The sequence below is a fragment of the Pseudolysinimonas sp. genome, assembly GCF_057350545.1.
In genome coordinates this window covers 17,840-42,460 of record NZ_JBMRCP010000006.1, presented here as the reverse complement: position 1 = coordinate 42,460, position 24,621 = coordinate 17,840, and the positions used below count along the sequence as shown (strand labels likewise).

22 protein-coding genes are annotated in these 24,621 nt (G+C 72.1%); 15 read left to right on the top strand and 7 right to left on the bottom strand.

Features of this window, described 5'->3' with window-relative positions; all coding sequences use genetic code 11:
• Nucleotides 1-261 (bottom strand): PucR family transcriptional regulator ligand-binding domain-containing protein (locus ACO1X9_RS01060; RefSeq protein ID WP_486348977.1); only part of this gene is annotated, 261 nt, incomplete at its 3' end.
• A 94-nt stretch (nt 262-355) separates the two neighbouring features.
• On the opposite strand from ACO1X9_RS01060, the gene ACO1X9_RS01055 reads away from it, so the two are divergent.
• Both ACO1X9_RS01055 and ACO1X9_RS01050 read left to right on the top strand, forming a co-directional pair.
• Nucleotides 356-1,519, top strand: coding sequence for an acyl-CoA dehydrogenase family protein (locus ACO1X9_RS01055; protein ID WP_486348976.1), 1,164 nt, complete (start codon nt 356-358; stop codon nt 1,517-1,519).
• Entirely contained in the window at nt 1,516-2,973 is a 1,458-nt protein-coding gene (locus ACO1X9_RS01050; RefSeq protein WP_486348975.1) for an aldehyde dehydrogenase family protein, read from the top strand. The genes ACO1X9_RS01055 and ACO1X9_RS01050 overlap by 4 nt, the downstream gene beginning before the upstream one ends.
• A 20-nt stretch (nt 2,974-2,993) precedes the next feature.
• On the opposite strand, the gene ACO1X9_RS01045 is transcribed toward ACO1X9_RS01050, so the two are convergent.
• A complete protein-coding gene (locus ACO1X9_RS01045; RefSeq protein WP_486348974.1) occupies nt 2,994-4,814 on the bottom strand; it encodes an MOSC domain-containing protein in 1,821 nt (606 codons plus the stop codon).
• Nucleotides 4,801-6,438, bottom strand: a complete 1,638-nt coding sequence (locus tag ACO1X9_RS01040; RefSeq protein WP_486348973.1) for an amidohydrolase — start codon at nt 6,436-6,438, stop codon at nt 4,801-4,803. Before ACO1X9_RS01040 ends, ACO1X9_RS01045 begins: the two co-directional genes overlap by 14 nt.
• Nucleotides 6,439-6,572: 134 nt before the next feature.
• Here ACO1X9_RS01040 and ACO1X9_RS01035 point away from each other — a divergent pair, with 134 nt between their 5' ends.
• From ACO1X9_RS01035 to ACO1X9_RS00995, 9 genes are all read left to right on the top strand, one after another.
• On the top strand, nt 6,573-7,649 hold the full coding sequence (locus ACO1X9_RS01035) for a C45 family autoproteolytic acyltransferase/hydrolase (RefSeq protein ID WP_486348972.1): 1,077 nt from the start codon (nt 6,573-6,575) through the stop codon (nt 7,647-7,649).
• A 161-nt stretch (nt 7,650-7,810) separates the two neighbouring features.
• The gene (locus ACO1X9_RS01030) at nt 7,811-9,430 is read left to right on the top strand and encodes an ABC transporter substrate-binding protein (protein ID WP_486348971.1); all 1,620 of its coding nucleotides are present in this window, start codon (nt 7,811-7,813) and stop codon (nt 9,428-9,430) included.
• Nucleotides 9,431-9,434: 4 nt separating this feature from the next.
• Nucleotides 9,435-10,406: an ABC transporter permease gene (locus ACO1X9_RS01025; protein WP_486348970.1), complete on the top strand. Its 972-nt coding sequence runs from the start codon at nt 9,435-9,437 to the stop codon at nt 10,404-10,406.
• Nucleotides 10,403-11,284 carry an ABC transporter permease gene (locus ACO1X9_RS01020; RefSeq protein WP_486348969.1) on the top strand — a complete coding sequence of 294 codons (882 nt, stop codon included), beginning with the start codon at nt 10,403-10,405 and terminating at the stop codon, nt 11,282-11,284. The genes ACO1X9_RS01025 and ACO1X9_RS01020 overlap by 4 nt, the downstream gene beginning before the upstream one ends.
• Complete coding sequence (locus tag ACO1X9_RS01015) at nt 11,281-12,135, top strand: ABC transporter ATP-binding protein (RefSeq protein ID WP_486348968.1); 855 nt, start codon at nt 11,281-11,283, stop codon at nt 12,133-12,135. The genes ACO1X9_RS01020 and ACO1X9_RS01015 overlap by 4 nt, the downstream gene beginning before the upstream one ends.
• Nucleotides 12,132-12,884 carry an ATP-binding cassette domain-containing protein gene (locus ACO1X9_RS01010; RefSeq protein ID WP_486348967.1) on the top strand — a complete coding sequence of 251 codons (753 nt, stop codon included), beginning with the start codon at nt 12,132-12,134 and terminating at the stop codon, nt 12,882-12,884. The genes ACO1X9_RS01015 and ACO1X9_RS01010 overlap by 4 nt, the downstream gene beginning before the upstream one ends.
• Complete coding sequence (locus ACO1X9_RS01005) at nt 12,881-13,903, top strand: P1 family peptidase (RefSeq protein ID WP_486348966.1); 1,023 nt, start codon at nt 12,881-12,883, stop codon at nt 13,901-13,903. The genes ACO1X9_RS01010 and ACO1X9_RS01005 overlap by 4 nt, the downstream gene beginning before the upstream one ends.
• Nucleotides 13,900-14,919, top strand: coding sequence for a P1 family peptidase (locus ACO1X9_RS01000; protein ID WP_486348965.1), 1,020 nt, complete (start codon nt 13,900-13,902; stop codon nt 14,917-14,919). The genes ACO1X9_RS01005 and ACO1X9_RS01000 overlap by 4 nt, the downstream gene beginning before the upstream one ends.
• Nucleotides 14,920-14,983: 64 nt before the next feature.
• Nucleotides 14,984-15,976, top strand: coding sequence for a LacI family DNA-binding transcriptional regulator (locus ACO1X9_RS00995; RefSeq protein WP_486348964.1), 993 nt, complete (start codon nt 14,984-14,986; stop codon nt 15,974-15,976).
• On the opposite strand, the gene ACO1X9_RS00990 is transcribed toward ACO1X9_RS00995, so the two are convergent.
• Entirely contained in the window at nt 15,964-17,592 is a 1,629-nt protein-coding gene (locus tag ACO1X9_RS00990; RefSeq protein WP_486348963.1) for an amidohydrolase, read from the bottom strand. The two genes, ACO1X9_RS00995 and ACO1X9_RS00990, sit on opposite strands and share 13 nt — an antisense overlap.
• 145 nt (nt 17,593-17,737) lie before the next feature.
• Between ACO1X9_RS00990 and ACO1X9_RS00985 the strand changes: the two genes are divergently transcribed.
• Both ACO1X9_RS00985 and ACO1X9_RS00980 read left to right on the top strand, forming a co-directional pair.
• Complete coding sequence (locus tag ACO1X9_RS00985; RefSeq protein WP_486348962.1) at nt 17,738-18,760, top strand: P1 family peptidase; 1,023 nt, start codon at nt 17,738-17,740, stop codon at nt 18,758-18,760.
• A complete protein-coding gene (locus ACO1X9_RS00980; RefSeq protein ID WP_486348961.1) occupies nt 18,757-19,836 on the top strand; it encodes a C45 family autoproteolytic acyltransferase/hydrolase in 1,080 nt (359 codons plus the stop codon). The genes ACO1X9_RS00985 and ACO1X9_RS00980 overlap by 4 nt, the downstream gene beginning before the upstream one ends.
• Here ACO1X9_RS00980 and ACO1X9_RS00975 read toward each other — a convergent pair.
• Together ACO1X9_RS00975 and ACO1X9_RS00970 are read right to left on the bottom strand one after the other, a co-directional pair.
• Nucleotides 19,833-21,209 (bottom strand): aspartate aminotransferase family protein, encoded by a 1,377-nt coding sequence (locus tag ACO1X9_RS00975; RefSeq protein ID WP_486348960.1) that lies wholly within the window; start codon nt 21,207-21,209, stop codon nt 19,833-19,835. The two genes, ACO1X9_RS00980 and ACO1X9_RS00975, sit on opposite strands and share 4 nt — an antisense overlap.
• Nucleotides 21,210-21,362: 153 nt before the next feature.
• Nucleotides 21,363-22,319 carry an NADP-dependent oxidoreductase gene (locus ACO1X9_RS00970; protein WP_486348979.1) on the bottom strand — a complete coding sequence of 319 codons (957 nt, stop codon included), beginning with the start codon at nt 22,317-22,319 and terminating at the stop codon, nt 21,363-21,365.
• A 148-nt stretch (nt 22,320-22,467) separates the two neighbouring features.
• Between ACO1X9_RS00970 and ACO1X9_RS00965 the strand changes: the two genes are divergently transcribed.
• Both ACO1X9_RS00965 and ACO1X9_RS00960 read left to right on the top strand, forming a co-directional pair.
• Nucleotides 22,468-23,181 carry a Pr6Pr family membrane protein gene (locus ACO1X9_RS00965; RefSeq protein WP_486348959.1) on the top strand — a complete coding sequence of 238 codons (714 nt, stop codon included), beginning with the start codon at nt 22,468-22,470 and terminating at the stop codon, nt 23,179-23,181.
• A gap of 4 nt (nt 23,182-23,185) precedes the next feature.
• Nucleotides 23,186-23,869 (top strand): DUF998 domain-containing protein, encoded by a 684-nt coding sequence (locus tag ACO1X9_RS00960; RefSeq protein ID WP_486348958.1) that lies wholly within the window; start codon nt 23,186-23,188, stop codon nt 23,867-23,869.
• Here ACO1X9_RS00960 and ACO1X9_RS00955 read toward each other — a convergent pair.
• Complete coding sequence (locus tag ACO1X9_RS00955; protein ID WP_486348957.1) at nt 23,831-24,460, bottom strand: YqaJ viral recombinase family protein; 630 nt, start codon at nt 24,458-24,460, stop codon at nt 23,831-23,833. The genes ACO1X9_RS00960 and ACO1X9_RS00955 overlap by 39 nt on opposite strands.
• Between the last annotated feature and the right edge of the window lie 161 nt (nt 24,461-24,621).

Genomic DNA, 24,621 nt, shown 5'->3' with positions numbered 1-24,621 from the left:
GTCGAGCGCGGGTCCGACGCCGTGGGCGAGAGCGGCGACCCCGCGCTCGCGGAGCCGATCGACGTAGGCGGGGATCCCTCCGGGCGCCTCGGCGAAGGGCATGCCGGTGGTCAGGAGCAGCTCGCCGCCCTCGAGGAACGGGGTGGGGTCGCGCAGTTCGGAGATGTGGATGCCGGTGAGCGGCACGGGGCGGCGCGCGGCCGCGGTCACCGGCACGAGCGCCGACTCGATGCTGCCGACGAGCTGCGAGAGCGTGACCACGCGGAGCCTCCCTTGGACGATCCGATCATATGGGTGGGTCTTCTGTGCGCATCATCCGATCTGCTGGACGGGTTCTGCTGCCTAGGGTGGCCGCATGCCGGACCCCTATGACCTGCTCGATGTGGATGCGCTGCTCACCGACGAGGAGAAGGCCGTGCGCACGCGCGTGCGATCCTTCGTCGACGAGTCGGTGAGACCTCGGATCGCCGAATGGTTCGAGACCGCCGAGTTCCCGCGCGAGCTCGTGCCCGAGCTGGGCGCGCTCGGCCTGCTCGGGATGCACATCCAGGGTTACGGCTGCGCCGGCCGTTCGGCCGTCGAGTACGGCCTCGCCGCGGCGGAGCTCGAGGCCGGCGACTCGGGGCTGCGCACCTTCGTCTCGGTGCAGGGGTCGCTCGCGATGAGTGCGATCGCGAAGCACGGCTCCGAGGCGCAGAAGACCGAGTGGCTGCCGCGGATGGCGGCCGGCGAGATCATCGGCTGCTTCGCCCTCACCGAACCGGGGGCCGGCTCGGACCCCGGCAGCATGACGACGTTCGCGCGGCGCGACGGCGACGACTGGGTGATCAACGGCGCGAAGCGCTGGATCGGCCTCGCCTCGATCGCCCAGGTCGCGGTCGTCTGGGCGCAGACCGACGACGGCGTGCGCGGCTTCCTCGTGCCCACCGACACCCTCGGGTTCAGCGCGACGCCGATCACCCCGAAGCTCTCGATGCGCGCGAGCATCCAGTGCGACATCGAACTCGCCGACGTGCGCGTGCCCGAGTCGGCGCGTCTGCCGGGCGCCGAGGGTCTGCGCGGACCGTTCGCGTGCCTCAACGAGGCGCGCTACGGCATCGCCTGGGGCGTCATGGGGGCGGCTCTCGACTCCTACCGTGCGGCCCTCGAGTACTCGCAGCAGCGGCTGCAGTTCGACAAGCCGCTCGCCGGCTTCCAGCTCACCCAGGCCAAGCTCGCCGACATGGCCGTCGAGATCGGCAACGGGCAGCTGCTCGCGCTCCACCTCGGGCGGGCGAAGGATGCCGGGCGCCTGAAGCCGCACCAGATCTCGATGGCAAAGCTCGCCAACACGCGCGCCGCGATCCGCATCGCCCGCGAAGCCCGCGCGATGCTCGGCGGGAACGGCATCACGCTCGACCACTCTCCGATGCGCCACGCGGCGAACCTCGAGTCGGTGCGCACGTACGAGGGCACCGACGAGGTGCACGCCCTCGTCATCGGCCACGCGATCACCGGCATCCCGGCCTTCCGCGGATGAGCGTGGACGAGACGGTCGCGCTGCGGCTGCTCATCGACGGCGAGTGGGTCGACGGCTCGGGCCCGGTGCTCCGCAGCGTCGACCCCGCGCACCCCGAGACCGTCGTCGCGGAGGGTGCGACGGCGACCGAGGTCGAGGTCGACCGCGCCGTCGCCGCGGCCGCCCGGGCCGCCCGGGACTGGGCACGCCTCCCCCTCGCCGAGCGCGGCGCCGTGCTGATCCGGGCGGCGACGCTGCTCGAGCGCGATGCCGACGCGCTCGGTCGTGAACTCAGCCGCGAGGAGGGCAAGCCGCTCGCCGAAGGCCGCGGCGAGGTGCTGCGGGCCGCCCAGGTGCTGCGGTACCAGGGTGCGGCGGGCGACCGCGAGGCCGGCGAGCTCTACGCCTCGCCGCGCGCGGGCGAGCGCATCCTCGTCACCCGACGACCGCTCGGCGTCGTCGCGGTCGTGACGCCGTTCAACTTCCCCGTCGCGATCCCGGCCTGGAAGATCGCGCCCGCCCTCGTGCACGGCAACACCGTCGTGTGGAAGGCCGCGAGCAGTGTGCCGCTCCTCGCCCAGCGGCTCGCGGAGGCCCTCGTGTCGGCGGGACTCCCGGCGGGCGCGCTCAACCTCGTCGCGGGCCCGGGGGCGCTCGGCTCGCGGCTCGCGCGGCACCCCGACGTGCACGGGTTCACGTTCACCGGCTCGACGGCCGTCGGGCGGGAGCTCGCGGGCCTGTTGGCCGCGTCAGGCACCCCGTTCCAGGCGGAGTTGGGCGGCAAGAACGCCTCGGTCGTGCTCGACGACGCCGACCTCGACGTCGCGGTCGACCAGGTGATGGCCGGTGCGTTCCGCGGCTCGGGACAGCGCTGCACGGCGACGTCGCGCCTCGTCGTGACGCCGGGCGTCGCCGACGAGCTGCTCGAGCGCCTCGCGGCCCGCACCGCGGCGCTGCGTCTCGGCGACCCCCTCGACGCGGCGACCGACCTCGGTCCGCTCGTCGACGATCGTGCGCAGGCTCGGGTCTCTGCCGTGGTCGCGGCGGCGCGGGCGGACGGGGTGCGTGAGCTCTCCGGACATCCGGGCGATACTCCCGAAGAGGGTTACTACGTCGACCCCGCGGTCTTCGAGCTCGCGGGCGCCGGGGCTGTGACCGAAACACTGTGGCGTGACGAGCTCTTCGGGCCCGTGCTCTCGGTGCGGCGCGCCCGGGACGCCGAGGAGGCGTTCGCGCTCGTGGGCGACGCGGAGTTCGGTCTCTCCGCGGCGGTCTTCACGCGCGACCTCGGCCGCGCCCTCGCCGCCGTCGACGACCTCCGCGTGGGCGTGCTGCACGTCAACTCCGAGTCGGGCGGCGCCGACCCGCACGTGCCGTTCGGCGGGGTCGGCGCCTCCGGGTTCGGCCCCAAGGAGCAGGGCGCCGCGGCACGCGACTTCTTCACCGAGACGACGACCGTCTACCTCAAGGGCTGATCCTCAACCCGCGGATGTGGTCAGTCGAACTCGACGTCGGAGGTCGGCACCGAGCAGCAGACCAGCACGTGCCCGGCCTTCGGCGGCGACACGGGGTCGCTCAGGTACTCGACGCTGCCCGAGCGCAGCGGGCGCACGCACGTGCCGCACGCGCCGGTGCGGCATCCCGACGGCCACGGGATGCCGACGCCCTCGACCGCGTCGAGCACGCTCCCTAAGGCGGGCCGCCACTCGATCACGTCGTCGCCGACGACGATCGTGTGGGGCCCCGGCGTCGACGGTTCGCGAGGTTCGGTGAGCTCGGCGGTCGTCGGCGAGAAGAACACCTCGACGTGCACGGCGTCGTCGGCGACCCCGAGCAGGGCGAGCTCGCGGCGCACCCCCGCGGTGAACTCCGCCGGTCCGCACGCGTACACCGCGACGCGGTCGGGGTCGAGTCCCGCGAGCACCGCGGACAGCGCGTCGGCCCCGGGGCGGCCCGCGATCGCGCCGAGAGCCGCGAGGTCGTCGTCCGCCGCACGCGTGAGGTGCAGGCGCACGTCGGCGCCCGCGTCGGCGGCGGAGGTCCGCACCTCGTCCCAGAGCGGCACCGAGGCGGCGTCGCGGTCGACGTGGAGCACCCGCACGCGGCGCCCCTGCTCCGCCGCGCCGGCGAGGCCGCGGAGCATCGCGGCGGTGGGGGTGATGCCGACGCCCGCGCTGAGGAGCACGACATCCCGACCCTCGGCCTCGCGGAGCGTGACGTCACCGAACGGGCCGGTGAGGACGAGGTCGTCGCCCGGCGCGAGGCCGTCGTGGAGCGCGGTCGAGATGCGCCCGTCGCGCTTCACGCTCACGCGGAACGCGCCGTCGCGCACGCCCGAGATCGTGTAGCAGCGCCACGCCGGCGCGGTCTCACCCGCGAGGTGCACCCGGATGTGCTGGCCGGGCATCGCGGTCGGCGCGAGGTCGGCGGCATCCTCGATCCAGAGACTGCGCACCGAACCGCCCGCCGGTTCCGACGACAGCACGGTGCCTCGGCGAGGCCAGGACGGGGTCGCGCGCGCGATCGGCGGCGGCCGCTCGTCGACGACCGAGAGCGGGTCGTCGACGCGGATCGTCCCCGCCGTGACGGGCCGGGCGTAGACGCCGCAGAACATGTGCCCGAACCGCCCGGCCAGGAGCGCGGGCACGTTGAGGTCGGAGACGGCCCGCACGGGGTCGATCGTCGTCGCCCGGCACCGGTCGGTCGGCTGGAAGACCTCGAACTCGGCATCGCCGATCCGGATGCGGCGGCCGAGGAGCGAGAACTCCTCCCAGGGGGCGAGCCCGTCGAGGTAGAGGTTGCCGCGGAAACGACGCAGGTCGACGTCGACGCCGGCCGCCTCGGCGAGTGCGCGCAGCGTCGCGAGGTTGATGAGGGAGAGCTGCGCGGCGGGCCAGTCCCAGAGCGGCACGCCCGTGCGGCGCAGGCCGGGGGCGCCGAGCGGGCCGGCGGGGAGCGCGTCCGCGAGGAGGGTGTCGGCGGCGGGCACGTCGGCCGCGTAGCCCGCAGGATCGAGCCGCACGTCGACCGCGGTCTCGCCGGCGCGGAGCGTGAGCACGGCGGCGTCCGACTCGGGGTCGCGCAGCTCGGTGGCGAGCAGGGCGATCTGCTCGGTCATCGCGAGATGGAAGTAGGTCTCGCGGGGATTCCAGCCGCTCTCGTCGCGGGTGGGGATCGTGCCGCGATCGATCGCGAGGCCGCGGTCGTGCCGCAGTCCGCGCCCGGGCTGCACGGTCGCCGCAGTATCGGACACTCCGGGGAGACCCTTCACGGGGTACCGGACGATGCGGGCGAGATGTCCCTCACGCGTGGCCATGCACCCGCCTCCCGTCGACGTAGGTCGCGGCGACGCGCGCCGTGCCGATCTCATCCTCGGCGATCTCGAACAGGTCGCGGTCGAGCACGACGAGGTCGGCGGCGAACCCGGGCGCGATCCGCCCGGTGTCGTCGAGCTGGTTCACGTAGGCGGCGCCGGAGGTGTAAGCGGAGAGCGCGGTGGCGAGATCGAGCGCCTGCTCGGGCAGGAACGGCTCGTCGGCGCGGTCGGGATGTCCCGGAGGGAGCCGTCGTGTCACGGCCACGTGGATGCCGGCAATCGGATCCGGCGACGTGACCGGCCAGTCCGACCCTGCGGCGAGACGTGCCCCCGCGCGGTGCAGGTCGCCGAACGGATACTGCCTCGCGGCCCGCTCGTCGCCGAGCACGGGGATCGTGTGGTCGTCCATGAGCGGCTCGTGGGCGGCCCAGAGGCTCTGGTAGTTGACGGCGACGTCGAGGGCGGCGAAGCGCGGGATGTCGGCGGGGTCGACGAGCTGCACGTGCGAGAGCTGGTGTCGGCCCTCGCGGGCGCCGTTCGCCGCACGGGCCGCGGCCACGGCATCCAGGCATTCGCGCACCGCGCGGTCGCCGATCCCGTGGAAGTGCAGCTGGAAGCCGTCGGCGTCGAGCGCGACCGACGCCGCGGCGAGCAGCTCGGGGTCGATGAACGACAGTCCGGCGTCGCCGCCGTGGCTGTGGCGGTAGGGGGCGAGGAGGGCGGCCGTGCCGCTCTCGATGATCCCGTCCTGCATGAGCTTGATCGCGGGGGCGCGGAACCGCCCCGCGTCGTACCGCGCGCGGAGCTCCCGCAGGTCGGCGAGCTGCTCGAGTCCGCGCTCGCGGTCCCACCAGAGCGCCCCCGACACCTTCGCGGTGAGCTCGCCCCGGGCGAGCAGCGCGAGGTAGGCCTCCGCGGGTTCGCCCTCCTCGCCGGGCTTGGCGAGGATCGCGTCGTGCCACGCCGTGATCCCGGCGGCGTGGAGGTGCTCTTGCGCGAGGAGGAGCGCGCGCTCGAGGTCGGGCTGGCCGACCGTCGGGAGCAGGCGGATGACCGGTTCGGCGGCGCCTTCGAGCAGCAGCCCGGTCGGATTCCCGGCTGCGTCGCGCACGATGCGGCCGTCGGCGGGATCGGGGGTCGACGCGTCGATGCCGGCACGCCGCAGCGCCTCCGAGTTGACCCACACCCGGTGCGTGTCGTTCGACCAGAGGAGCACGGGGCGGTCGGGCACGCGCGCGTCGAGCTGATCGGCCCGCGGCTCTCCGTCGGGGAAGTGCACGAGACTCCACCCCGATCCGACGATCCACTCCTCCCCCGGGTTCTCGGCGGCGTACCGTGCCACGCGGTCGAGATAGGCGGAGGGGGTGGTGAGCCCCGCGAGGTGGCACCGGAGCAGCTCGAGCGCGCCCCAGGCGGGGTGGACGTGGGCGTCCTGGAAGCCCGGGAGGAGCATGCGTCCGCGGAGGTCGACGCGCTCGGTCGACGGTCCCGCGAGCTCGACGACATCGTCGCCACCGACCGCGACGATGCGTCCGCCACGCACGCCGACGGCCGTGGCGGGGCGCTCGTCGCGCGTGCCGGTGAACACACGTCCGCCGCTCAGCAGCAGGTCGATCTCGGGCACGGGCACCTCCCAGCGGTCAGGGGAACGCGACGCGTCGTCGCGCCGGAACGTTCCGAACGTAGCAGTTGCGCTCGGCGTGCCGGAACGTTACGGTCCTCTTCAACCGGAACGTTCCGGCGTACGAGAGGAAGCGGATGCTCATCCAGCGTCACGAGTCGACGACACGCGACTCACGGATGCGCGGTCGGGAGATCGGTGAGCGCTTCGCGCCCCAGATCGCCGACACTCTCGAGGGCTACTGGCGCCTCTTCCGCGCCAAGGGCGTCGACGAGGCGCGCGCCGAGGACACCGCGCGCCGCACCCTCGACGACGTCGCCGAGTGGTCGCCCTCCCTCGCGAACGAGCTCGCCGGGCTCGCCGAGGGCGCGCGACTCGAGGCCTGGGAGGTCTCGCTCCTCAACGCCCGCACCGAGATCGTCGCCCTCGCCCCGCCGAGCGGTCACGGCGAGTGCTCGACAGGCCTGCACGTGCCCGCCGACGGAAGCGCTCCGCGCACGCTCCAGACCTGGGACTGGTACCTCCACCTCGCGACCGAGGCGCTCGTCTGGTCGTACGTCACCGACGCGGGACGCGGCGTGCACGGATTCACCGAGTTCGGCATCCTCGGCAAGATCGGGGTCAACGACGCCGGCGTCGGCACCCACCTCAACATCCTGAACCACGTGTCGGACGGTCGTGGCCCGGGGATTCCGATCCACCTCATCGCGCGGCGCATCCACGACGAGGCCGGGACGCTCGACGAGGCGGTCGACCTCATCCGCAGCACGCGGCTCGCGTCGTCGTCGACGATCAGCATCGGCGCGTGGGACGGCGAGCGCGCGACCGCCGCGATCGTCGAGCTGAGTCCCGCGGGCGTCGCGGTGCTCCCCGTCGAGCCCGGACGCACGCTCCTGCACACCAACCACTTCCTCGACCCCGAGCTCGCCCGCGGCGAGGCAAACCCGACCATGGCCGACACGCTCGGACGCTTCGCGGCGCTCGAGAGCCGCGTCGGCGCGATCGCCGAGACCGACCCCGCCGTGCGCGCGGACGCGCTCGTCGCGGGGTTGCCCGACGGCGGCCCGGTCTGCGTCTTCGAGGTCGACGAGCAGATCCCCGACCTCGGTTGGGAGACGAAGGCGACCTTCTCCCTCGACCTCGAGAGCCACCGGCTGCGCTATGCGTCCGGTTCCCCCGCCGTCGCGCGCGAGCGCGGCTGGGCGGAGATCTGATGACCGAAGACCGACAGGATGGGAGGGCGCTGACGATCTGACTCCACCGCCGGCGAACGCCGGCACTTGGAGAGTGCTCCACCTCACTTGACGCCGGCCGATGGAGTCCGGCGAACCACCGGGCCCCCGGGCCCTCCGATGCACGAGGAGTTCACAGCACCATGAAGAAACTGCACCTCGCCGGCGGCGTCCTCGCCGTCAGCGCCCTCGCCCTGGCGGGTTGTACCGCCGACACCCCCACCCCCGGAGGCGGACCCGCGGAGGTCGCCCCGGGCTTCCTCGCCGTCGCCGACGACAGCCTGTCGACCGGGGGGACGCTGCGCGTCGACCTCGACTACGACACGGTCGAGGTCAACGGACTCGACCCGGCCACCGCCGACACCGCGCGCTCGTGGATGATCATGGGCCTCGCCTACGACACCCTCGTCGGCATCGGTCCCGAGTTCGAGGCCACCCCGCAGATCGCGAGCGACTGGGAGGAGGTCAGCCCGACCGAGTACGTCTTCACTCTCCGCGACGACGCCACCTTCTCCAACGGCCGCGCCGTCACGCCCGAGGACGTCAAGGGCAGCCTCGAGCGTCTGCAGCTCGCGGGCGGCGCCTGGTCCGGCCAGGTCGCCGTCATCTCCGCGATCGAGGTCACCGGCGACGCCGAGGTCACGATCGAGCTCTCGCAGCCGTACACGCCCCTGCTCGGCGTGCTCGCCCACACCTCGGCCTCCATCCTCCCGATGGCCGAGATCGAGGCGGGCGAGATCGACCCGGTCACCGAGATGGTCGGCTCCGGGGCCTACGTGGCGACCGACCACGTGCAGGACGAGTCGTGGACGTTCGAGCCGAACGAGCACTACTACGACCGCGACGCGCTCGGCATCGACACCCTCGAGCTGCGCATCGTGTCGGACGAGTCGAGCCGCCTCGCGTCGATCCGCGACGGCAGCGCGCAGTACGCGTTCTTCAACAATGCCGACGCGATCGACCTGCTCGCCGGCACGGCCGCCGCCACCGTGGTGAACCAGCAGAACACCGACTTCTTCTACCTCCAGCTCAACTCGCAGGACCCGGAGTCGCCGCTGGCCGACGAGCGCGTGCGGTTCGCCGTCAACGCGATCATCGACCGCGCGCAGCTCTCCGAGCTCGCGACCGCGGGCACCGCGCAGGCGACCGGTGTCGCGCCCTACTCCCTCCCCGACGCGTGCGCCCCGGAGGACCTTCCGTCGCAGCAGCTCTCGGATGACGACATCCGCGCGCTCCTCGCCGAGGCGGGTGCCGAGGGGATCGACCTGACGCTCAAGACCTGGAACTCCGAGACCGGCCCCGGCCAGATCGCCCAGGTCATCCAGCAGCAGCTGGCCGAGTTCGACATCACGCTCGACATCGAGATCCTCGACGACGGCGTGTGGGCAGAGGGCGTCTACGGCGACCCGGCGGTGCCGATGACCTCCGACCTCAGCCTCAGCTGGTTCGCGGGCTACGGCGACGCCTCGATCGTCACCAACTGGTGGCGCACGACGGCCGGCTTCACGGCCCGCTACATGAGCGGCAGCGCGGAGCAGGATGCTCTCATCGACGCGGCCTCGCAGGCGGCGGCAGGCTCGGAGCGCGCGGAGGCCTTCACGGCCCTCTGCGCGATCGTGGACGAGTCGGCGGAGATGGTTCCGTTGATCAACCGCCCCGGCGTGATCGCGTACCGTTCCGACATGGTGAGCCCGACGATCAACACCGACGAGGGCTACGGCGACATCCTGCGCTACCTCGCCGAGTTCCGCCTGGTCGGCTGATCCGATGCGCCTCGTCCGCTGGCTCCCAGGACGGCTGCTGAGTGCTGCCGTGGTACTGCTCGGTGCATCCGCGTTGATCTTCCTCGCGCTCCGCAGCATGCCCGGCGACTTCGCCCAGCTGATCCTCGGCCCGCTGGCGGACGAGGCGCAACGGCAGGAGGTGCGGGAGACCTTCGGGCTCGACCGCTCCCTGCCGGAGCAGTACCTCCTCTGGCTGGGAGCCGCCGTGCGCGGCGACCTGGGCATCTCGATGGCGACGGGGGTGCCGATCGCGGATGCCTTCGCGATGCGGCTCCCCGTCACCTTCGTGCTCGCCGCGATGGCGCTCGTCTTCACGATCGCGATCGGCATCCCGCTCGGCGTGCTCACCGGCACGAACGCGCGTACGGCGGGCGGAAGCGTCGCGGGCCGCCTGTTCAGCGGGCTCGGCATCAGCGTTCCCGAGTTCGTGCTCGGTGCCGTGCTGCTGTTCGTCTTCTCGCGGTTCGCCCTCGGGATCACGGTGGGCACTTTCGTCTCGCCGTTCGACGATCTCGGGGCGGGCCTGCGCTCGCTCCTCCTGCCGGCGATCACCCTCGGCCTGTTCTGTGTCGCGGCGACCGCCCGCATCACCCGCAGCGCCGTGCTCGCGGTGCTCGTCGAGCCGCACATCGCGGCGGCCGTCGCCCGGGGCGAACCGAAGTGGTTCATCGTGCGGCACCACATCCTCCGCAACGCGATGATCCCTGTGCTCACCCTCGTCGCGACCCTCGCCGCCTATCTCCTCGGTGGCGCGGTGATCGTCGAGAACATCTTCAACGTGCCGGGCTTCGGCTCCTACCTCTTCGCGGCGCTCGGCCGCCGCGACTACTCCGTCATCCAGGCGGGCGTGCTGCTCGTGACGACGATCTTCGTGCTCGCGAGCGTCGTCATCGACCTCGCGACGGGGCTCGTCGATCCGCGGGTCAGCGCCCTCCGGAAGGGACGCACCTCGTGACCGCCCCCCTGAGTCGAGTCCCCGTCGCCGCGCCGGGCGGCCGTCTGCGTCGGCACCTGAGGTCGTGGGACGGGTTGGCGAAGGGTGCGGCGATCGTGCTCGCCCTCCTCTTCCTCGCCGCCGTCCTCGGCCAGCTGTTCGGACTCGGCGGAAACCCGACGGCGATCGTCGGACCGCGCCTCGCCCCACCCGGGGCAGAGTGGCCGCTCGGCACCGACAGCCTCGGGCGCTCGCTCGTGCCGCGCCTGCTGCAGGGCATCACGACGACACTCGTGCTGTCGTTCGTCGCCGTACTCGTGACCGCTCTCCTGAGCACCGTGTTCGGCATCATCGCCGGGTATCGGGGCGGTCTCGTCGGCGGGCTGGTGATGCGCGTCGGCGACATCCTCTACGCCTTCCCGGCGCTCGTGCTCGCGATCCTCGTGGCGGCGATCGTCGGCCCCGGCTACGTCGCGGCCCTCGCGAGCATCGTGCTCGTGACAGTGCCCCTCATGACGCGGATGGTCGGTGCCGCATCGCGCTCCGTCGCGCGGCGCGAGTTCGTGACGAGCGCGATCGTCGGCGGGGTCTCGGCACCCCGCATCATGGTGCGCCACATCCTCGGCAACATCTCGGGCACGATCGCCGTCCAGGGCACCTATGCCCTGTCGGTCGCGATCCTCGTCGAGGGTGGACTGAGCTTCCTCGGCTACGGCGTGCAACTGCCCGGCTCGTCGCTCGGGCTGCTCGTGCAGGAGGGGGCCGTCTACATGGTGAAGTCGCCGCTGCTGCTGCTCGCGCCGGGCATCGCGATGGTGCTCGCGATCCTCTGCATCAACCTCATCGGCGACAGCCTGAGCGACCGGTTCGAGCCCCGAGAGGTGAGGTCGTTCGAATGAGCATCCTCGAGATCCGCGACCTCGTCGTCGAGTACACGAAGGGTGACGAGATCATCCGCGCGCTCGACGGCGCGAACCTGCGTGTCGACGTCGGCGACAGCGTCGGCCTCGTCGGCGAATCGGGGTCGGGCAAGTCGACCGTCGCCTTGGCTCTCGGGCGCCTCCTCCCCCGCAACGCGCGCTATGCGAGCGGATCCATCGAGGTCGACGGCCGCGACGTGCTCGCTCTCGACGGCGACGGGCTGCGCAGCCTGCGCCGCGAGCTCCTCGGCTTCATCCCCCAGGATCCCGTGCCGGCCCTCGATCCGACGATGCGCATCGGCCGCCAGCTGCAGCTCGCGCTGCGCGACATCCCGATGGGGCGCGCCGAGCAGCTCGAGCTCATGGGCCGGGTCAAGATGCGCGATCCCGAGCGCGTGCTGCGGGCGTTCCCGCACGAGATCTCCGGCGGGATGGCGCAGCGCGTCGTTGTCGCGATGACGATGGCCCGGCGCCCCCGCATCCTCGTCGCCGACGAGCCGACCGCCGCCCTCGACAGCAGCGTTCGGGCCGAGGTCACGAAGCTGCTCTTCGACCTCGCGGCCGAGTCGGGCACGACGGTCGTCTGGCTGAGCCACGACCTGCGCTCGGTCGGGCGTTGGTGCCGACGGGTCGCGGTGATGTACCAGGGCAAGGTCGTCGAAGAAGGACCCGCGGCTCAGGTGCTCGACTCACCCACCCACCCGTACACGATCGCCCTCGCGGCGGCCGACCCGGCGCGGGCGAAGCCGGGGGAGCGCATCGAGACGACGCCGCTCGAGTCGGGCACGTCGAGTTTCTCCGCGCCCTACGGGAAGGACGGTGCACGATGAGCGAGGTGCTGCGCCTCGACGCCGTCTCGATGACGTTCTCGAGCGGGTGGGGTCCGGGCCGCGAGGTGGTCACCGCGATGAAGGACGTGACGTTCGCCGTCGAGGAGGGCGAGACCCTCGGTCTCGTCGGCGAGTCGGGCTCCGGAAAGACGACGACCGGATCGGTCGCGCTGGGGCTCCTCAAGCCCACGAGCGGCACGGTCTCGTTCCTCGGCAAGCCGTTCGGACGCCGCTCGGAGCGGAAGGGTCAGCTGCAGACCGTTCCGCAGAACCCGTTCTGGTCGCTCGACCCGCGGCTCGCCGTCGGACTCTCCGTCGCCGAGCCGCTCGCTGCGCAGCAGGGCGGCACGCTGCGCAGCCACGAGGCGGCGGTGCTGCGGATCCTCGATCAGGTGCGGCTTTCCCCACGTCTCGCCGACCGCTACCCGCACGAGCTCTCCGGCGGCCAGCGGCAGCGCATCGCGATCGCCCGTGCGCTCATCACGCACCCGCGGTTCATCGTCTTCGACGAGGCGGTGAGCGCGCTCGACGTCTCGGTGCAGGCGCAGATCCTCAACCTCGTCGCCGACCTGCAAGCCGAGCACCGGTTCGGCGCGCTGTTCATCTCGCACGACCTCGCCGCCGTGCGGTACGTCGCGCATCGCATCGCCGTGATGCAGCTCGGCGAGATCGTCGAGCTCGCCGAGACCCGGCGGTTCTACGAGACCCCCGAGCACCCCTACTCCCGCCAGCTCCTGGAGGCACTGTGAGCACCCTCGTCGATCCCGCACCCCGGCTCGTCCCCGAGCCGACGTGGGGCGACCGCCCGTCGAACGGCGACTACGACCTCACGATCCGCGCCGCCGAGGGTCGCCGCGTCGCGTACGACTTCCCGGGCGTCGAGGTCGGCAGCGTCGAGTACGCGGAGGGTCCGACCGGCGTCACCGTGGTCAGCATCCCGGCCGGCGCCCGCCTCGCGATCGACGCCCGCGGCGGCGCGATCGGGATGAGCAACGGCTACCAGTATCACGCCCACGCGATCGCACTGGCGGGCGGCTCACTGCACGGGATGTCGGCAGGTTCGGGCGTCGCCGACGAGCTGCGTTTCCGGCGCCCCTCGGGATGCGTCGCGATCGACGACCTCGTGCTCGTGTCGACGGCGGTCGTCTACGACTACGCGGGCCGCGAGAACTCGGTGTTCCCCGATGCCGCCCTCGGCCGTGCCGCGGTGCGGGCCGCGACCCACGGATCGGTGCCGACCGGACGCTGCGGCGCGGGCGCGACGACGTCGACCGGCAAACTGCACCGCGCCCGCGCCGAGTTCGCCGGGCAGGGTGCCGCGTTCCGCCAGGCGGGTGCCGCCAAGGTGCTCGTCGTCACCGTCGTCAACCCGATGGGGGTCGTCGTCGACCGCGACGGCCGCGTCGTGCGCGGCAACTACAACCCGGCGACGGGGGAGCGCGGACTCCTCGAGGAGGACTGGATCGCGGCGCTCGCCGCCGGCTCGGTGCTCGAGGCCGATCGGGGCAACACGACGATCACCGCCGTCGTCACGAACGTCAAGATGAGCGATCGCGACCTCGTGCAGTTCGGCCGCCAGGTGCACGGCTCGATGAACCGCGCCATCCGGCCGTTCGCGACCGCCTTCGACGGCGACGTGCTGTTCGCCCTGACCACCGACGAGGTTGATCCCGGCGTCACCGCGGAAGGGCTCCCGGTGAGTCCGCTCGCGGTCGGGGCGCTCGCCTCCGAGGTCGCCTGGGATGCCGTACTGGAGGCCGTCCGATGAACGCCCACCGTCTCGCGCCGACCCCGGGCTGGGAGATCCGCACCGGCAACGACGACGTCTCCCTCACGCCGGTCTTCGGCGACGGCGACGGGTTCGTCGAGTTCGACTTCCCCGGTGTCTCGCTCGGCACCGCCGAATACACCGAAGGCCCCACGGGCGTCACCGTCCTCGCGATGGACCGTCCCGCGAAGACCACGGTGGATGCCCGCGGCGGCGCGATCGGCATCATCGGCCGCTATGAGGAGTACAACCGCGCGATCGTGTTCGCGGGAGGCTCGTCGTACGGCATCGCCGCGACGACCGGCGTCAACGAGGAGCTGCTGCGCGAGACGGGCAACCGCACGTCGTGGGCCGACCTCGTCGCCGCCTCGGGAGCCGTCATCTACGACTACGCCGCGCGCGACACCGCGATCGCCCCGGATGCCGCCCTCGGCATCGCCGCCTACCGCGCCCGCCGCGCCGACCGGGTCGCGGTCGGCCGGGGCGGCGCCGGACTCTCGGCGACCTCCGGCAAGGCCGATCTCTCGCGCTGCGAGTTCACGGGGCAGGGGGTCGCGTTCCGCGCGCTCGGCGACATCCGCATCCTCGTGCTCACGGTGCCCAACCCGCTCGGCGTCATCGTCGACCGCGGCGGCACGATCGTGCGCGGCAACTACGACGCCGCGACCGGGCAGCGCACGCACCTCGCGGACGGCTACGCGGAGGCGCTCGCCGGCGCCGGAGTGCGACCGGCCGGGGTGGGCAACACGACCCTCACCGCCGTCATCACCAATGTCGCGATGAGCGACAAAGACCTCCGCCTCTTCGGACGCCAGGTGCACAGCTCGATGCACCGCGGCATCCAGCCCTTCCACACCAACCAGGACGGCGACACGCTCTTCGCGCTCACGACCGGTGAGCTCGAGCTGCCTGCCGACTACGCCTCGACGTGGGGCGAGAACACCGTGAACTCGACGGCGCTCGCGACCGTGGCCTCCGAGGTCGCCTGGGACGCCCTGCTGCGCGCCGCGCGGTGAGACCCGCGCACCGGCGCGACCGGTGCGCGGTCTGGCAGGATTCAGGCGGAGAAGGGGAGGGACTGTGGCGTCCATCACGATCGTCGACGTCGCCGAGGCGGCGGGCGTCTCGAAGACGACGGCATCGGACGCCCTCCGCGGTCACGGACGCGTCTCCGAGGCGACGCGCGACGCCGTCCTCGCCGCCGCCCAGCGGCTCGGCTACACGCTCAACCGCTCCGCGCGTTCGCTGCGCACGGCGACGACCGGCGCGATCGGCCTCTACCTCCCGCAGGTGCTCGTGCGGTCGGAGTACTACCTCGCGATCCTGCACGGCATCGCGAACGAGGTGGCGGCGTCGAGCTACGACGTGACGCTCATCTTCTCGCGCGAGACCCCGCCCGCCGGCTACGCGCCGCACGTCGACGGCTTCATCGTGTGCGATGCGCGCGAAGGCGACCCGGTCGTCGACCGGCTGCTCTCGTCGGGCCTGCCGATGGTGAGCCTCGAGCCCATCCCCGGCGACCGCCAGGCGACCGCCATGGTGTGGACGGACGGCGTCGGATCGACCTCGGCACTGCTCGACGAACTCGTCGCGGCCGGTTCGCGGCGGCCCGCGATGATCAGCACGACGACCCCCGCGCTCTGGCCGCGCGACGCCGAGCGGGCCTACGACGAGTGGTGTCGCCGGCGGGGCATCCCGGCCGTGCGCACGGCAGCCGACTACGGAGCGGATGCCGGCGAGCTCCAGCAGATCGTCGAGCGACTCCTCGATGACAACCCCGAGGTCGACTCGATCGTCTGCGTCGGCGACGGCGTCGCGGCGCGGGTCGCCCCCGGGATCACCGCACGGGGCTTCACCCTCGGCGAGGACTTCCGTCTCGCGTCGGGTTCGGAGCAGAATCCGGAGCCGCCGCTCTCGGCGGCGATCTCGACGAACGGGTTCCGTGCGGGCAGCGAATGCACGCGGCTGCTGTTCGAGCTGATCCGCGGTGAGGTGCCGGCGGGCACGCGTCGCGAGATGCCGGTCGAGATCGTGCGGATCGCCGCGGCCGAGCCTCCGGGTCAGCGCCGGTAGACCGACGCCCCGTCGATGAACGTCTCGTCGACGCGGGCGTCGCCGATCTCGTCGGCCGGCACCGAGAGCAGATCGCGGTCGAGCACGACGAGGTCGGCGGCGAAGCCGGGTGCGAGGCGCCCGGTGTCGTCGAGGTGATTCACGAACGCGGAGCCTGCCGTGTAGGCCTCGAGCGCCGTGGCGATGTCGAGCGACTCGCGCGGGAGGAAGCGGGACTCCGCGCGCCCGGGGTGCCCCTCGGGCAGCATCCTCGTGACGGCGACGTGGAGGCCCGCGAGCGGGTCGGGGGTCGAGACGGGCCAGTCGCTCCCGCCGGCGAGGCGCGCACCGGCGGCATGGAGTGAGCCGAACGGGTACTGCAGTCCCGCGCGGTCGTCGCCGAGCAGCGGGATGGTGTGCTCGACCATGAGGGGATCGTTGGTCGCCCAGTAGGGCTGGATGTTCGCGGTGACCCCGAGTTCGGCGAAGCGGGGGAGGTCTGCCGGGTCGATGAGTTGCACATGGGCGATGTGGTGGCGCGGGTCGGGCGCTCCCGGGCGACGGGCGGCACGGGCGGCGGCGATCGCGTCGAGCCCCTCGCGCACGGCCCGATCGCCGATCCCGTGGAGGTGCACCTGGAATCCCGCCGCGTCGAGCGCCGTCACCGCCTCGCGCAGCACCTCGGGGTCGACGAACGACAGCCCGGAGTGGGCATGGGCCGCGCGGTACGGGGCGAGCAGCGCCGCGGTCTCCGACTCGATGATGCCGTCCTGCATGATCTTCACCGTCGGCGTCGCGAAGCGCGTTCCCCGAAACCGCTCGCGCCTCTCGAGGAGCTCGGGGAGCTGCTCGAGACCGCGGGCCCGATCCCACCACAGCGCTCCGACGACCCGCGCCGTGAGTCGTCCGGCCCGGTCGGCGCGCTGGTAGGCCTCGGCGGGGTCGACGCCGTCCTCGGCACGCGACACGATCGCGTCCTGCCACGCGGTGATCCCGAACGCGTGGAGATGGTCTTGCGCACGGAGCACCGCGGCGTCGAGGTCGTCCGCGGTCGCGGGGGCGAGCAGGTCGGTGACGGCCCGCACGGCGCCTTCGAACAGGAGCCCCGTCGGGCGACCCGAGGCATCCCGCTCGATGCGTCCGTCGGCGGGGTCGGGGGTGTGCTCGTCGATCCCCGCCGCCGCGAGCGCCGCCGAGTTCACCCACGCGCGGTGGCCGTCGTTGCCCCAGAGCAGGAGCGGACGATCGGGCACGATCGGGTCGAGCAGTGCGGCGGTCGGGCGCCCGTCGGGGAACGCCGACTGGATCCAGCCGCCTCCGTCGAGGGTCGCGTCGTCGGGATGGCGTCGGGCGTAATCGGCGACCGCAGCGAGGTACTCGTCGACGGTCTCGAGCCCGACCAGGGTGCAGGTCGTGAGCTCGAGTGCTCCGAACACGGGGTGGGCGTGGGCATCCTGGAATCCGGGGATGACGAGGCGGCCGGCGAGGTCGACGATCCGTGTCGACGGTCCGGCGAGGTCGCGCAGATCGTCGTCGCCGACCGCGGAGATGCGGCCGTCCGCCACGGCGACCGCGGTGGCGGGTCGGGAGCCGGGCGCGAAGACGCGACCGCGATGGAGGATCAGATCGGGGGTCATGGCTCGCCTCTCGCTCGCTCGGTGGTCACGGTGCCGGAACGTTCCGACCGTAGCACTTGACCGCCCGTCGACGGAACGTTACGGTCGCCAAAGACGGAACGTTCCGGCATCTGGTCGGACCTGCGACAGATGGGATTGAACGGCCATGACGTATCCACCTCGGCTCCCGGCGGAGGCTCCCCGATTCCGCGGGCTCCTCGGCAACCCGCAGCTCACGCCCGTGCCCGTGCAGGGCAAGGCCCGGGAGTTCCTCCTGCACGACTTCCCCGGCCTCATGGTCGGCACGGCCGAGTACGCGGAGGGTCCCACCGGCGTGACGGTCATGCGGCTGCCCGACCACGCGCGCGTCGCGACGGACTTCCGCGGCGGGTCGAAAGGCCTCAGCGGTGGCTACGACTACGTCGAGGCGATCTGCTTCGCCGGTGGATCGATCTACGGCTTCGGGGCGTCGACCGGGGTCGCCGAGGCGCTCCTCGCGGAGCGCGACAACGACGTCTCGTTCTCGCGGCTGTCGCTCGTCAACGGCGCGATCATCTACGACTTCTCGGCGCGCAACAACGCGATCATCCCGGATGCCGCGCTCGGCCGGGCGGCGCTCGCCTACGCGGTCGGGGGCCGCGTGCCGGTCGGCCGGGTCGGGGCGGGCGTGGCGGCGACCGTCGGCAAGATCGACTGGTCGCGCGCCGAGTTCGCGGGCCAAGGTGCCGCGTACCGCGAGGTCGCGGGCATCAAGATCCTCGTCGTCACGGTCGTCAACGCCGTCGGGGCGATCCTCGATCGCGAGCAGCGGGTCGTGCGCGGCAACTACGACTCGGCGACCGGGGCGCGACGCCATCCGGCCGACGACTACGCGACCGCCTTCGCCGGCGCGACCGTGCCGCCCACCGCCCCGGGGAACACGACGATCACCGCGGTGTTCACGAACGTGCGACTCGACGACCACGCGCTCGACCAGTTCGCCAAGCAGGTGCACAGTTCCATGCACCGGGCGATCCAGCCGTTCCACACGAGCCAGGACGGCGACGTGCTCTTCGCCGTCACGACCGACGAGCTCGACTTCCCGCTCGAGACCACGGCCGAGATGGGCGTGCACGCGCTCATGCCGAGCGCGCTCGGCGCGATCGCCTCCGAGGTCGCGTGGGATGCCGTGCTGAGCGCCGCCGCATGATGATCATCCGACGCCACGAGTCCACGACGCGTGACCCGTACGTGCGCGGGGCCGAGATCGGCGAGCGTTTCGGGCGCCAGATCGCCGAGTCGCTCGACGGCTACCGGCGCCTGTTCGACGCCAAGGGAGTGCCGCGCGACGCTGCTCGTGACACGGCGCACCGCATGCTCGACCTCGTCGCCGCGTGGTCGCCGAGCCTCGCGACGGAGATGACGGGGCTCGCGGCCGGCGCCGGACTCGAGCCCTGGGAGGTGGCGCTGCTCAACGGTCGCACCGAGGTCCTCGCGCTCGCGGCGCCGAGCGGCCCGGGCGAATGCTCCACCGGTGTGCACCTCCCCGCCGACGGCTCCGCTCCGCGCACGCTGCAGGTGTGGGACTGGTACACGCACCTCGCGAAGGAGTCGCTCGCCTGGTCGTACGTGACCGACGCCGGACGCCGCGTGCACGAGTTCACGGAGTTCGGCATCCTCGGCAAGATCGGGCTCAACGACGCCGGAGTGGGCAGCCACATGAACCTGCTCAACCACGCGAGCGACGGCACGGTGCTCGGCATCCCGATCCACCTCGTCGCGCGGCGTATCCACGACGAGGCGAGCACCCTCGAGGAGGCGGTCGAGATCGCCCGCGGGGTGCCGCTGGGCGCGTCGACGGCGCTCACCGTCGTCACCTACGACGGCGAGCGGGCTCGCGCCGCCTTCCTCGAGACGACACCGGTCGGCGTCGCCGTGATCGAGGGTGCGCCGGGTGAGACGATCCGGCGCACCAACCACTTCCTCGACCCCGAGCTCGCCCGCGGGGAGCGCAACTCCGACATGAGCGACACCCGGGGGCGTCTCGCCGCCCTCGACGTCCGGCTCGGCGCGTTCGTCGAGGCCGATCCCACCGCGCGCGCCGCCGCCATCGCCGAGGAGTTCCCCGGCGGCGGCACGGTGTGCGTCTTCTACCGCGACGAGGAGGTCCCCGAGCTCAGCTGCGAGACGAAGGCCACGCTCGCGCTCGACGTCGACGCCTCGCTCCTGCGCTACCGCGCCGGCACCCCCGACGTCGCGGCGGCGCGCGGCTGGGAGGCGATCTAGAGGCGGGCCCAGGCCTCGCTCAGCACGCCGCGGAGGATCTGGGTGATCTCGTCGAACTCGGGCTCGCCGATCGTGAGCGGCGGGGCGAGCTGCACGACGGGGTCGCCGCGGTCGTCGGCGCGGCAGTAGAGACCCGCCTCGTAGAGCGCCTTGGACAGGAAGCCGCGCAGCAGTCGCTCCGACTCGTCGGCGTCGAAGGTCTCCTTCGTGGCCTTGTCCTTGACGAGCTCGATGCCGAAGAAGTAGCCGTCACCGCGGACGTCGCCGACGATCGGCAGATCGAGCAGCGTCTCGAGCTTCGCGCGGAACACCGGCGACAGCCTCTGCACGCGCTCGTTGAGTCCCTCCTCTTCGAAGATGTCGAGATTCTCGAGCGCCATCGCGGCGGCGACCGGGTGCCCGGCGAACGTGTACCCGTGCGCGAACCACTCGGTGCCCCTCGAGAACGGCTCGTAGACCCGATCCGAGACGATCGTCGCGCCCATCGGCGCATAGCCCGAGGTGAGGGCCTTCGCGCACGTGATGATGTCGGGCACGTAGCCGTACGCGTCGCACGCGAACATGTGGCCGACGCGGCCGAAGGCGCAGATGACCTCGTCCGACACGAGCAGCACGTCGTACTTGTCGCAGATGGCCCGCACCCGCTGGAAGTACCCGGGCGGGGGCGGGAAGCATCCCCCGCTGTTCTGCACGGGCTCGAGGAACACCGCGGCGACCGTCTCCGGCCCCTCGAACAGGATGGCCTGCTCGATGCGGTCGGCCGCCCAGACGCCGAACTCCTCGAGCGAGCCGCCGCCGAATCCCGACTCCTCGGCGCGGTAGTAGTTGGTGTTCGGCACGCGGAACCCGCCCGGCGTGACGGGCTCGAACGGCTCCTTGATGCCCGGGATGCCGGTGATCGCGAGCGCACCCTGAGGCGTGCCGTGGTAGGCGATCGCGCGGGAGACGACCTTGTGCTTGCCGTGGCGGCCCTGCGTCTTCCAGTAGTTCTTGGCGAGCTTGAACGCGGTCTCGACCGCTTCGCCGCCGCCCGATGCGAAGAACACGCGGTTGAGGTCGCCGGGGGCGTACTGCGCGAGCCGCTCGGCGAGTTCGATGGCCTTCGGATGCGCGTAGGACCAGAGCGGGAAGAAGCCGAGTTCGGTGGCCTGCTTCGCCCCGGCCTCGGCGATGCGCGCCCGGCCGTGCCCGGCGTTGACGACGAAGAGCCCGGAGAGCCCGTCGAGGTACTTCTTTCCCTCGGAGTCCCAGATGTGGTGGCCTTCGCCCTTGACGATGATGGGCACTCCGGACTCCATCGTCGACTGCCGGGAGAACTGCATCCACAGGTGGTCGCGCGCCGAGCGCTGAAGTGCTGCGGTGTCGTGGTTCAAGATCTCGGACCCTTCGATCGCGTCGGCACGGCGTGCCGGAACGTTCCGTCGAACGTAGCCCGAGTGCGCCCGCGGAGCACTGGACTTTTCGTCTAGACACGCGGCGCGGGAGAGCGTTCGGTACAGCAGAGTCGCGCGGGCGGCCCCTCGGCGTCAGCTCTCCGCGACCTTGAGCACGATCTTGCCGCGCGTGTGGCCGCTCTCGATCGCGCGGTGCGCGTCGGCCGCGTCGGCGAGGTCGAACACCTGATCGACGAAGACCTTGACGTCGCCCGACTCGAGCAGCCGCGAGATCACCGCGAGCGTGGAACCGTCGGGCGACACGCGGTAGCCGGTCGCGCGCACTCCGGCCGCGGCGGCGTCCTCGAGCATCGTCGGCCACGAGCCCGTCGGGCCGTTCACGACGAGGCCTCCGGGTCGCGTCACGCGCAGCGAGCGCGAACCCGTGTCGTCGTGCACGTTGCCGATGAGATCGATCACGGCGTCGACGGGGTCGAGCACCTCCTCGAAGCGCTCGGCGGTGTAGTCGACCACCTCCGCCGCCCCGAGCTCCTTGAGCCACCTCCCGTTGCGGGCCGATCCCGTCGCGATGACGTGGGCACCGAAGTACGCCGCGAACTGCACCGCGAAATGGCCGACCCCTCCGGCGCCGGCGTGGATGAGCATCCGCTGCCCCTCGTGCGCCTTCGCGGTCTCGACCACCATGCCCCACGCGGTGAGGGCGGCGAGCGGCACCGCCGCGGCCTCGACGTGGGACAGCCGCGACGGCTTGCGCACGACACTCATCGCCGGCACGGAGACGAACTCGGCGTAGGCGCCCGAAAGTCGCGGCACCATCCCCATGCCGTACACCTCCGTGCCGGGCTGCAGCGGGTGCGACTCGTAGGGCGCCTCGACGACGAGTCCGCTGAAATCGTTCCCGAGCACGGCGGGGAACGCCGCGATCCCCGGGAACGCACCCTTGCCGGCGCGGGTCTTCGCATCGATCGGGTTGACCCCCGCCGCGACGACCCGCACGAGCACCTCGGCGTTCACGCGCAGCGGTCGCGGAACGTCGGCGAGTTCGAGCACCTCCGGCCCGCCCGCTCGCGGCATCGTCATCGCGCGCATCGTCGTCATCGTCTGGTCTCCGCCTTCCCCTCCCACAGTAAAAGGGGCGGATGAGTCGGCGGTGTTACGTGGCCGTCACCGCCGCGTGAAAGCTACCGCCTCCGCTAGCATGCGAGCGGGGCGCAGGCCCCGGAAAGCGAGGCCGCAGGTGCGCGTCTTCTTCGTCCTGTTCCGCGTCCTCGGCGCCGGAGCGATCACCGCCGCGATCGTCGGCCAGTACCTCCACTCGCTGAACTTCCGGGCCTTGAAAGGGATCGAGGAGAACGGCGTCCCCGCCGTCAACTTCTTCAGCTTCTTCACGATCGACTCGAACATCCTCACCGTCGTGGTGTTCCTCCTGGGCGCGGTCCTGCTGCTGCGCTCCCGTGGTGATGATCCTCGGTGGTTCGGGATCGGCCGCGCCGCGGTGACGGCGTACATGGCGACGACCGGCATCGTCTACAACACGCTGCTGCGCGGCGTCGAGGTGAGCGAGGGGGCGACCCTCGCGTGGTCGAACGAGATCCTCCACGTCGTCGGCCCGATCCTCGTGGTGATCGACTGGCTGTTCGCGCCGGGTCGTCGCGTCATCGAGTGGAAGGCCATCTGGGTCATCGTGAGCTTCCCGATCGTGTGGGCCGTCTACACGATGGTGCGCGGGCCGTTCGTGCTCGACCCGTCGAGCCAGGTGCTCGTGCCCGACTACGTCATCGGCTGGTACCCGTACCCGTTCCTCAACCCGATCACCGCGCAGCTCGGCTACGTCTCGGTCGGCTTCTACGTCGTGCTCATCGCCGCCGTCATCGGCGGCGTCGGCGCAGCGATCATCTGGGTGTCGCGTCGCGGGCGCTGGCCGCTGCGCACCGCCGCCACCGCGAAGTAGAGGGATGCGGGACCGGATCCTCGCCGCACTCGGCACGCTCAGCGTGACCGGGTCGCTCGCGATCATCTGGATCATCCGGATGGGCGTGCCGCGCGAGCTCTACGTGAGCGAGCTCGGCGCCGACGGGGAGCCGACCGCGGAGTGGTTCGAGCGCGCGCTCCTGCTGCTCGTGCTCGGCGGACTGCTCGTGGCCTGGGCCGGGCGTCGCATCGTGTCGCGCGCCGCCGTGCTGCGCCTGTGGCGACCGTCGCTCAGCATCGCGATCGCGAGCGCGCTCTTCCTCGTCGCGTCGCAGGTGCCGTGCACGAGCGGCTGCCCCGTGCCGCGCTTCGGACCCGATCTCTCCTGGCAGGACCTCGGGCACGTGAGCGCCGCGACGCTCGCGTTCGCCTTCGCCGCCTGGGCGATGCTGCAGTGCGCGTTCGCGGTCGGGCACGCCGCCATCCGCCGCTTCTCGCTCATCGCGGCGATCTCGGTCGCGCTCGTCGCGGCGACCGGGGGACTCATGTCGGTGTTCGACTTCTACGCCTGGTTCGGCAGCCGCCTCGAATTCGTCGCGACGACGCTCGGGATCGCGTGGCTCGGCGTCTACGGGCTCGCGATCGCGTTCGAGCGGAAGCCCGTCGAGCCGCGGGGGCCGGTGCCGGAGTCAGCGCCGGTCGGCGGGGTCGCGACGCATCGCGCGTAGGAGGTCGTCGGCGAGCACGATGAGCTTGCCGATCTCGGCGTCGTCGCGATCGACCCAGCGGCACTCCGGCTCGTCGGAGACCGGCACGAACTCGTCGTGCTTCTCCCAGACGACGAGCGTGCGCTCGGCACCGAGCACGTACTGCTGCCACCACACCTGCCGCAGGTAGTGGCGCGGGATGCCCTTCCAGCCGTGCGACGTCGTCTTGATCTCGCACAGCTCGAGGCGTGCGCCGTCGAGTTCGCGCAGCCCGTCGGGGGTCGCGAGGTGCAGGGGATTCTCGTCGGCGTGGAAGAGCTCGTTCGACGAGCGCATCCCGTACACGCGTCCCGCCCAGCGTCCGATCATCGGCTCGCGCAGACGCCCGTGCTCGGTGTAGGCGTTGCCGCCGAAGCGCGAGCCGAGCAGCTTCTCCATCGCGAGCGTCTTCACGGCCTTCTCACTCGTGAGTCGGGCGACGTCGGTCGCGGTGACGCCACGCGCGCGAGCCTTGAGCCACGCGACGCGGTCGCTCTGATGGGCGAGGATGCGGTCGCGGTGGCTGCGGCGCGGCTCGTCCCAGAGGGGGAGCATGGGCTGCGCGAGACTCACCGGTCCAGTCTGCGTCACCGCGGCGACATCGAGCGGACGCCATCCCGGTCTCGTCCGGGATGGCGACCCGCTGACCGCGAGCGACTCGCGCGGCTCGATCGCGTGCGCCTGCCGCCCGTGGCCGGTGCAGGTGAGAGACTGAGGCGTCCCTCGACCAGAAA

Bases quoted from the DNA above. Each gene is read 5' to 3' on its own strand.
- ACO1X9_RS00990 (WP_486348963.1), bottom strand. From the start codon at position 17,592: ATGACCCCCGATCTGATCCTCCATCGCGGTCGCGTCTTCGCGCCCGGC.
- ACO1X9_RS01055 (WP_486348976.1), top strand. From the start codon at position 356: ATGCCGGACCCCTATGACCTGCTCGATGTGGATGCGCTGCTCACCGAC.
- ACO1X9_RS01025 (WP_486348970.1), top strand. From the start codon at position 9,435: ATGCGCCTCGTCCGCTGGCTCCCAGGACGGCTGCTGAGTGCTGCCGTG.
- ACO1X9_RS00980 (WP_486348961.1), top strand. From the start codon at position 18,757: ATGATGATCATCCGACGCCACGAGTCCACGACGCGTGACCCGTACGTG.
- ACO1X9_RS01015 (WP_486348968.1), top strand. From the start codon at position 11,281: ATGAGCATCCTCGAGATCCGCGACCTCGTCGTCGAGTACACGAAGGGT.
- ACO1X9_RS00960 (WP_486348958.1), top strand. From the start codon at position 23,186: ATGCGGGACCGGATCCTCGCCGCACTCGGCACGCTCAGCGTGACCGGG.
- ACO1X9_RS01030 (WP_486348971.1), top strand. From the start codon at position 7,811: ATGAAGAAACTGCACCTCGCCGGCGGCGTCCTCGCCGTCAGCGCCCTC.
- ACO1X9_RS00970 (WP_486348979.1), bottom strand. From the start codon at position 22,319: ATGCGCGCGATGACGATGCCGCGAGCGGGCGGGCCGGAGGTGCTCGAA.
- ACO1X9_RS01035 (WP_486348972.1), top strand. From the start codon at position 6,573: ATGCTCATCCAGCGTCACGAGTCGACGACACGCGACTCACGGATGCGC.
- ACO1X9_RS00985 (WP_486348962.1), top strand. From the start codon at position 17,738: ATGACGTATCCACCTCGGCTCCCGGCGGAGGCTCCCCGATTCCGCGGG.
- ACO1X9_RS01010 (WP_486348967.1), top strand. From the start codon at position 12,132: ATGAGCGAGGTGCTGCGCCTCGACGCCGTCTCGATGACGTTCTCGAGC.
- ACO1X9_RS01050 (WP_486348975.1), top strand. From the start codon at position 1,516: ATGAGCGTGGACGAGACGGTCGCGCTGCGGCTGCTCATCGACGGCGAG.
- ACO1X9_RS01045 (WP_486348974.1), bottom strand. From the start codon at position 4,814: ATGGCCACGCGTGAGGGACATCTCGCCCGCATCGTCCGGTACCCCGTG.
- ACO1X9_RS01000 (WP_486348965.1), top strand. From the start codon at position 13,900: ATGAACGCCCACCGTCTCGCGCCGACCCCGGGCTGGGAGATCCGCACC.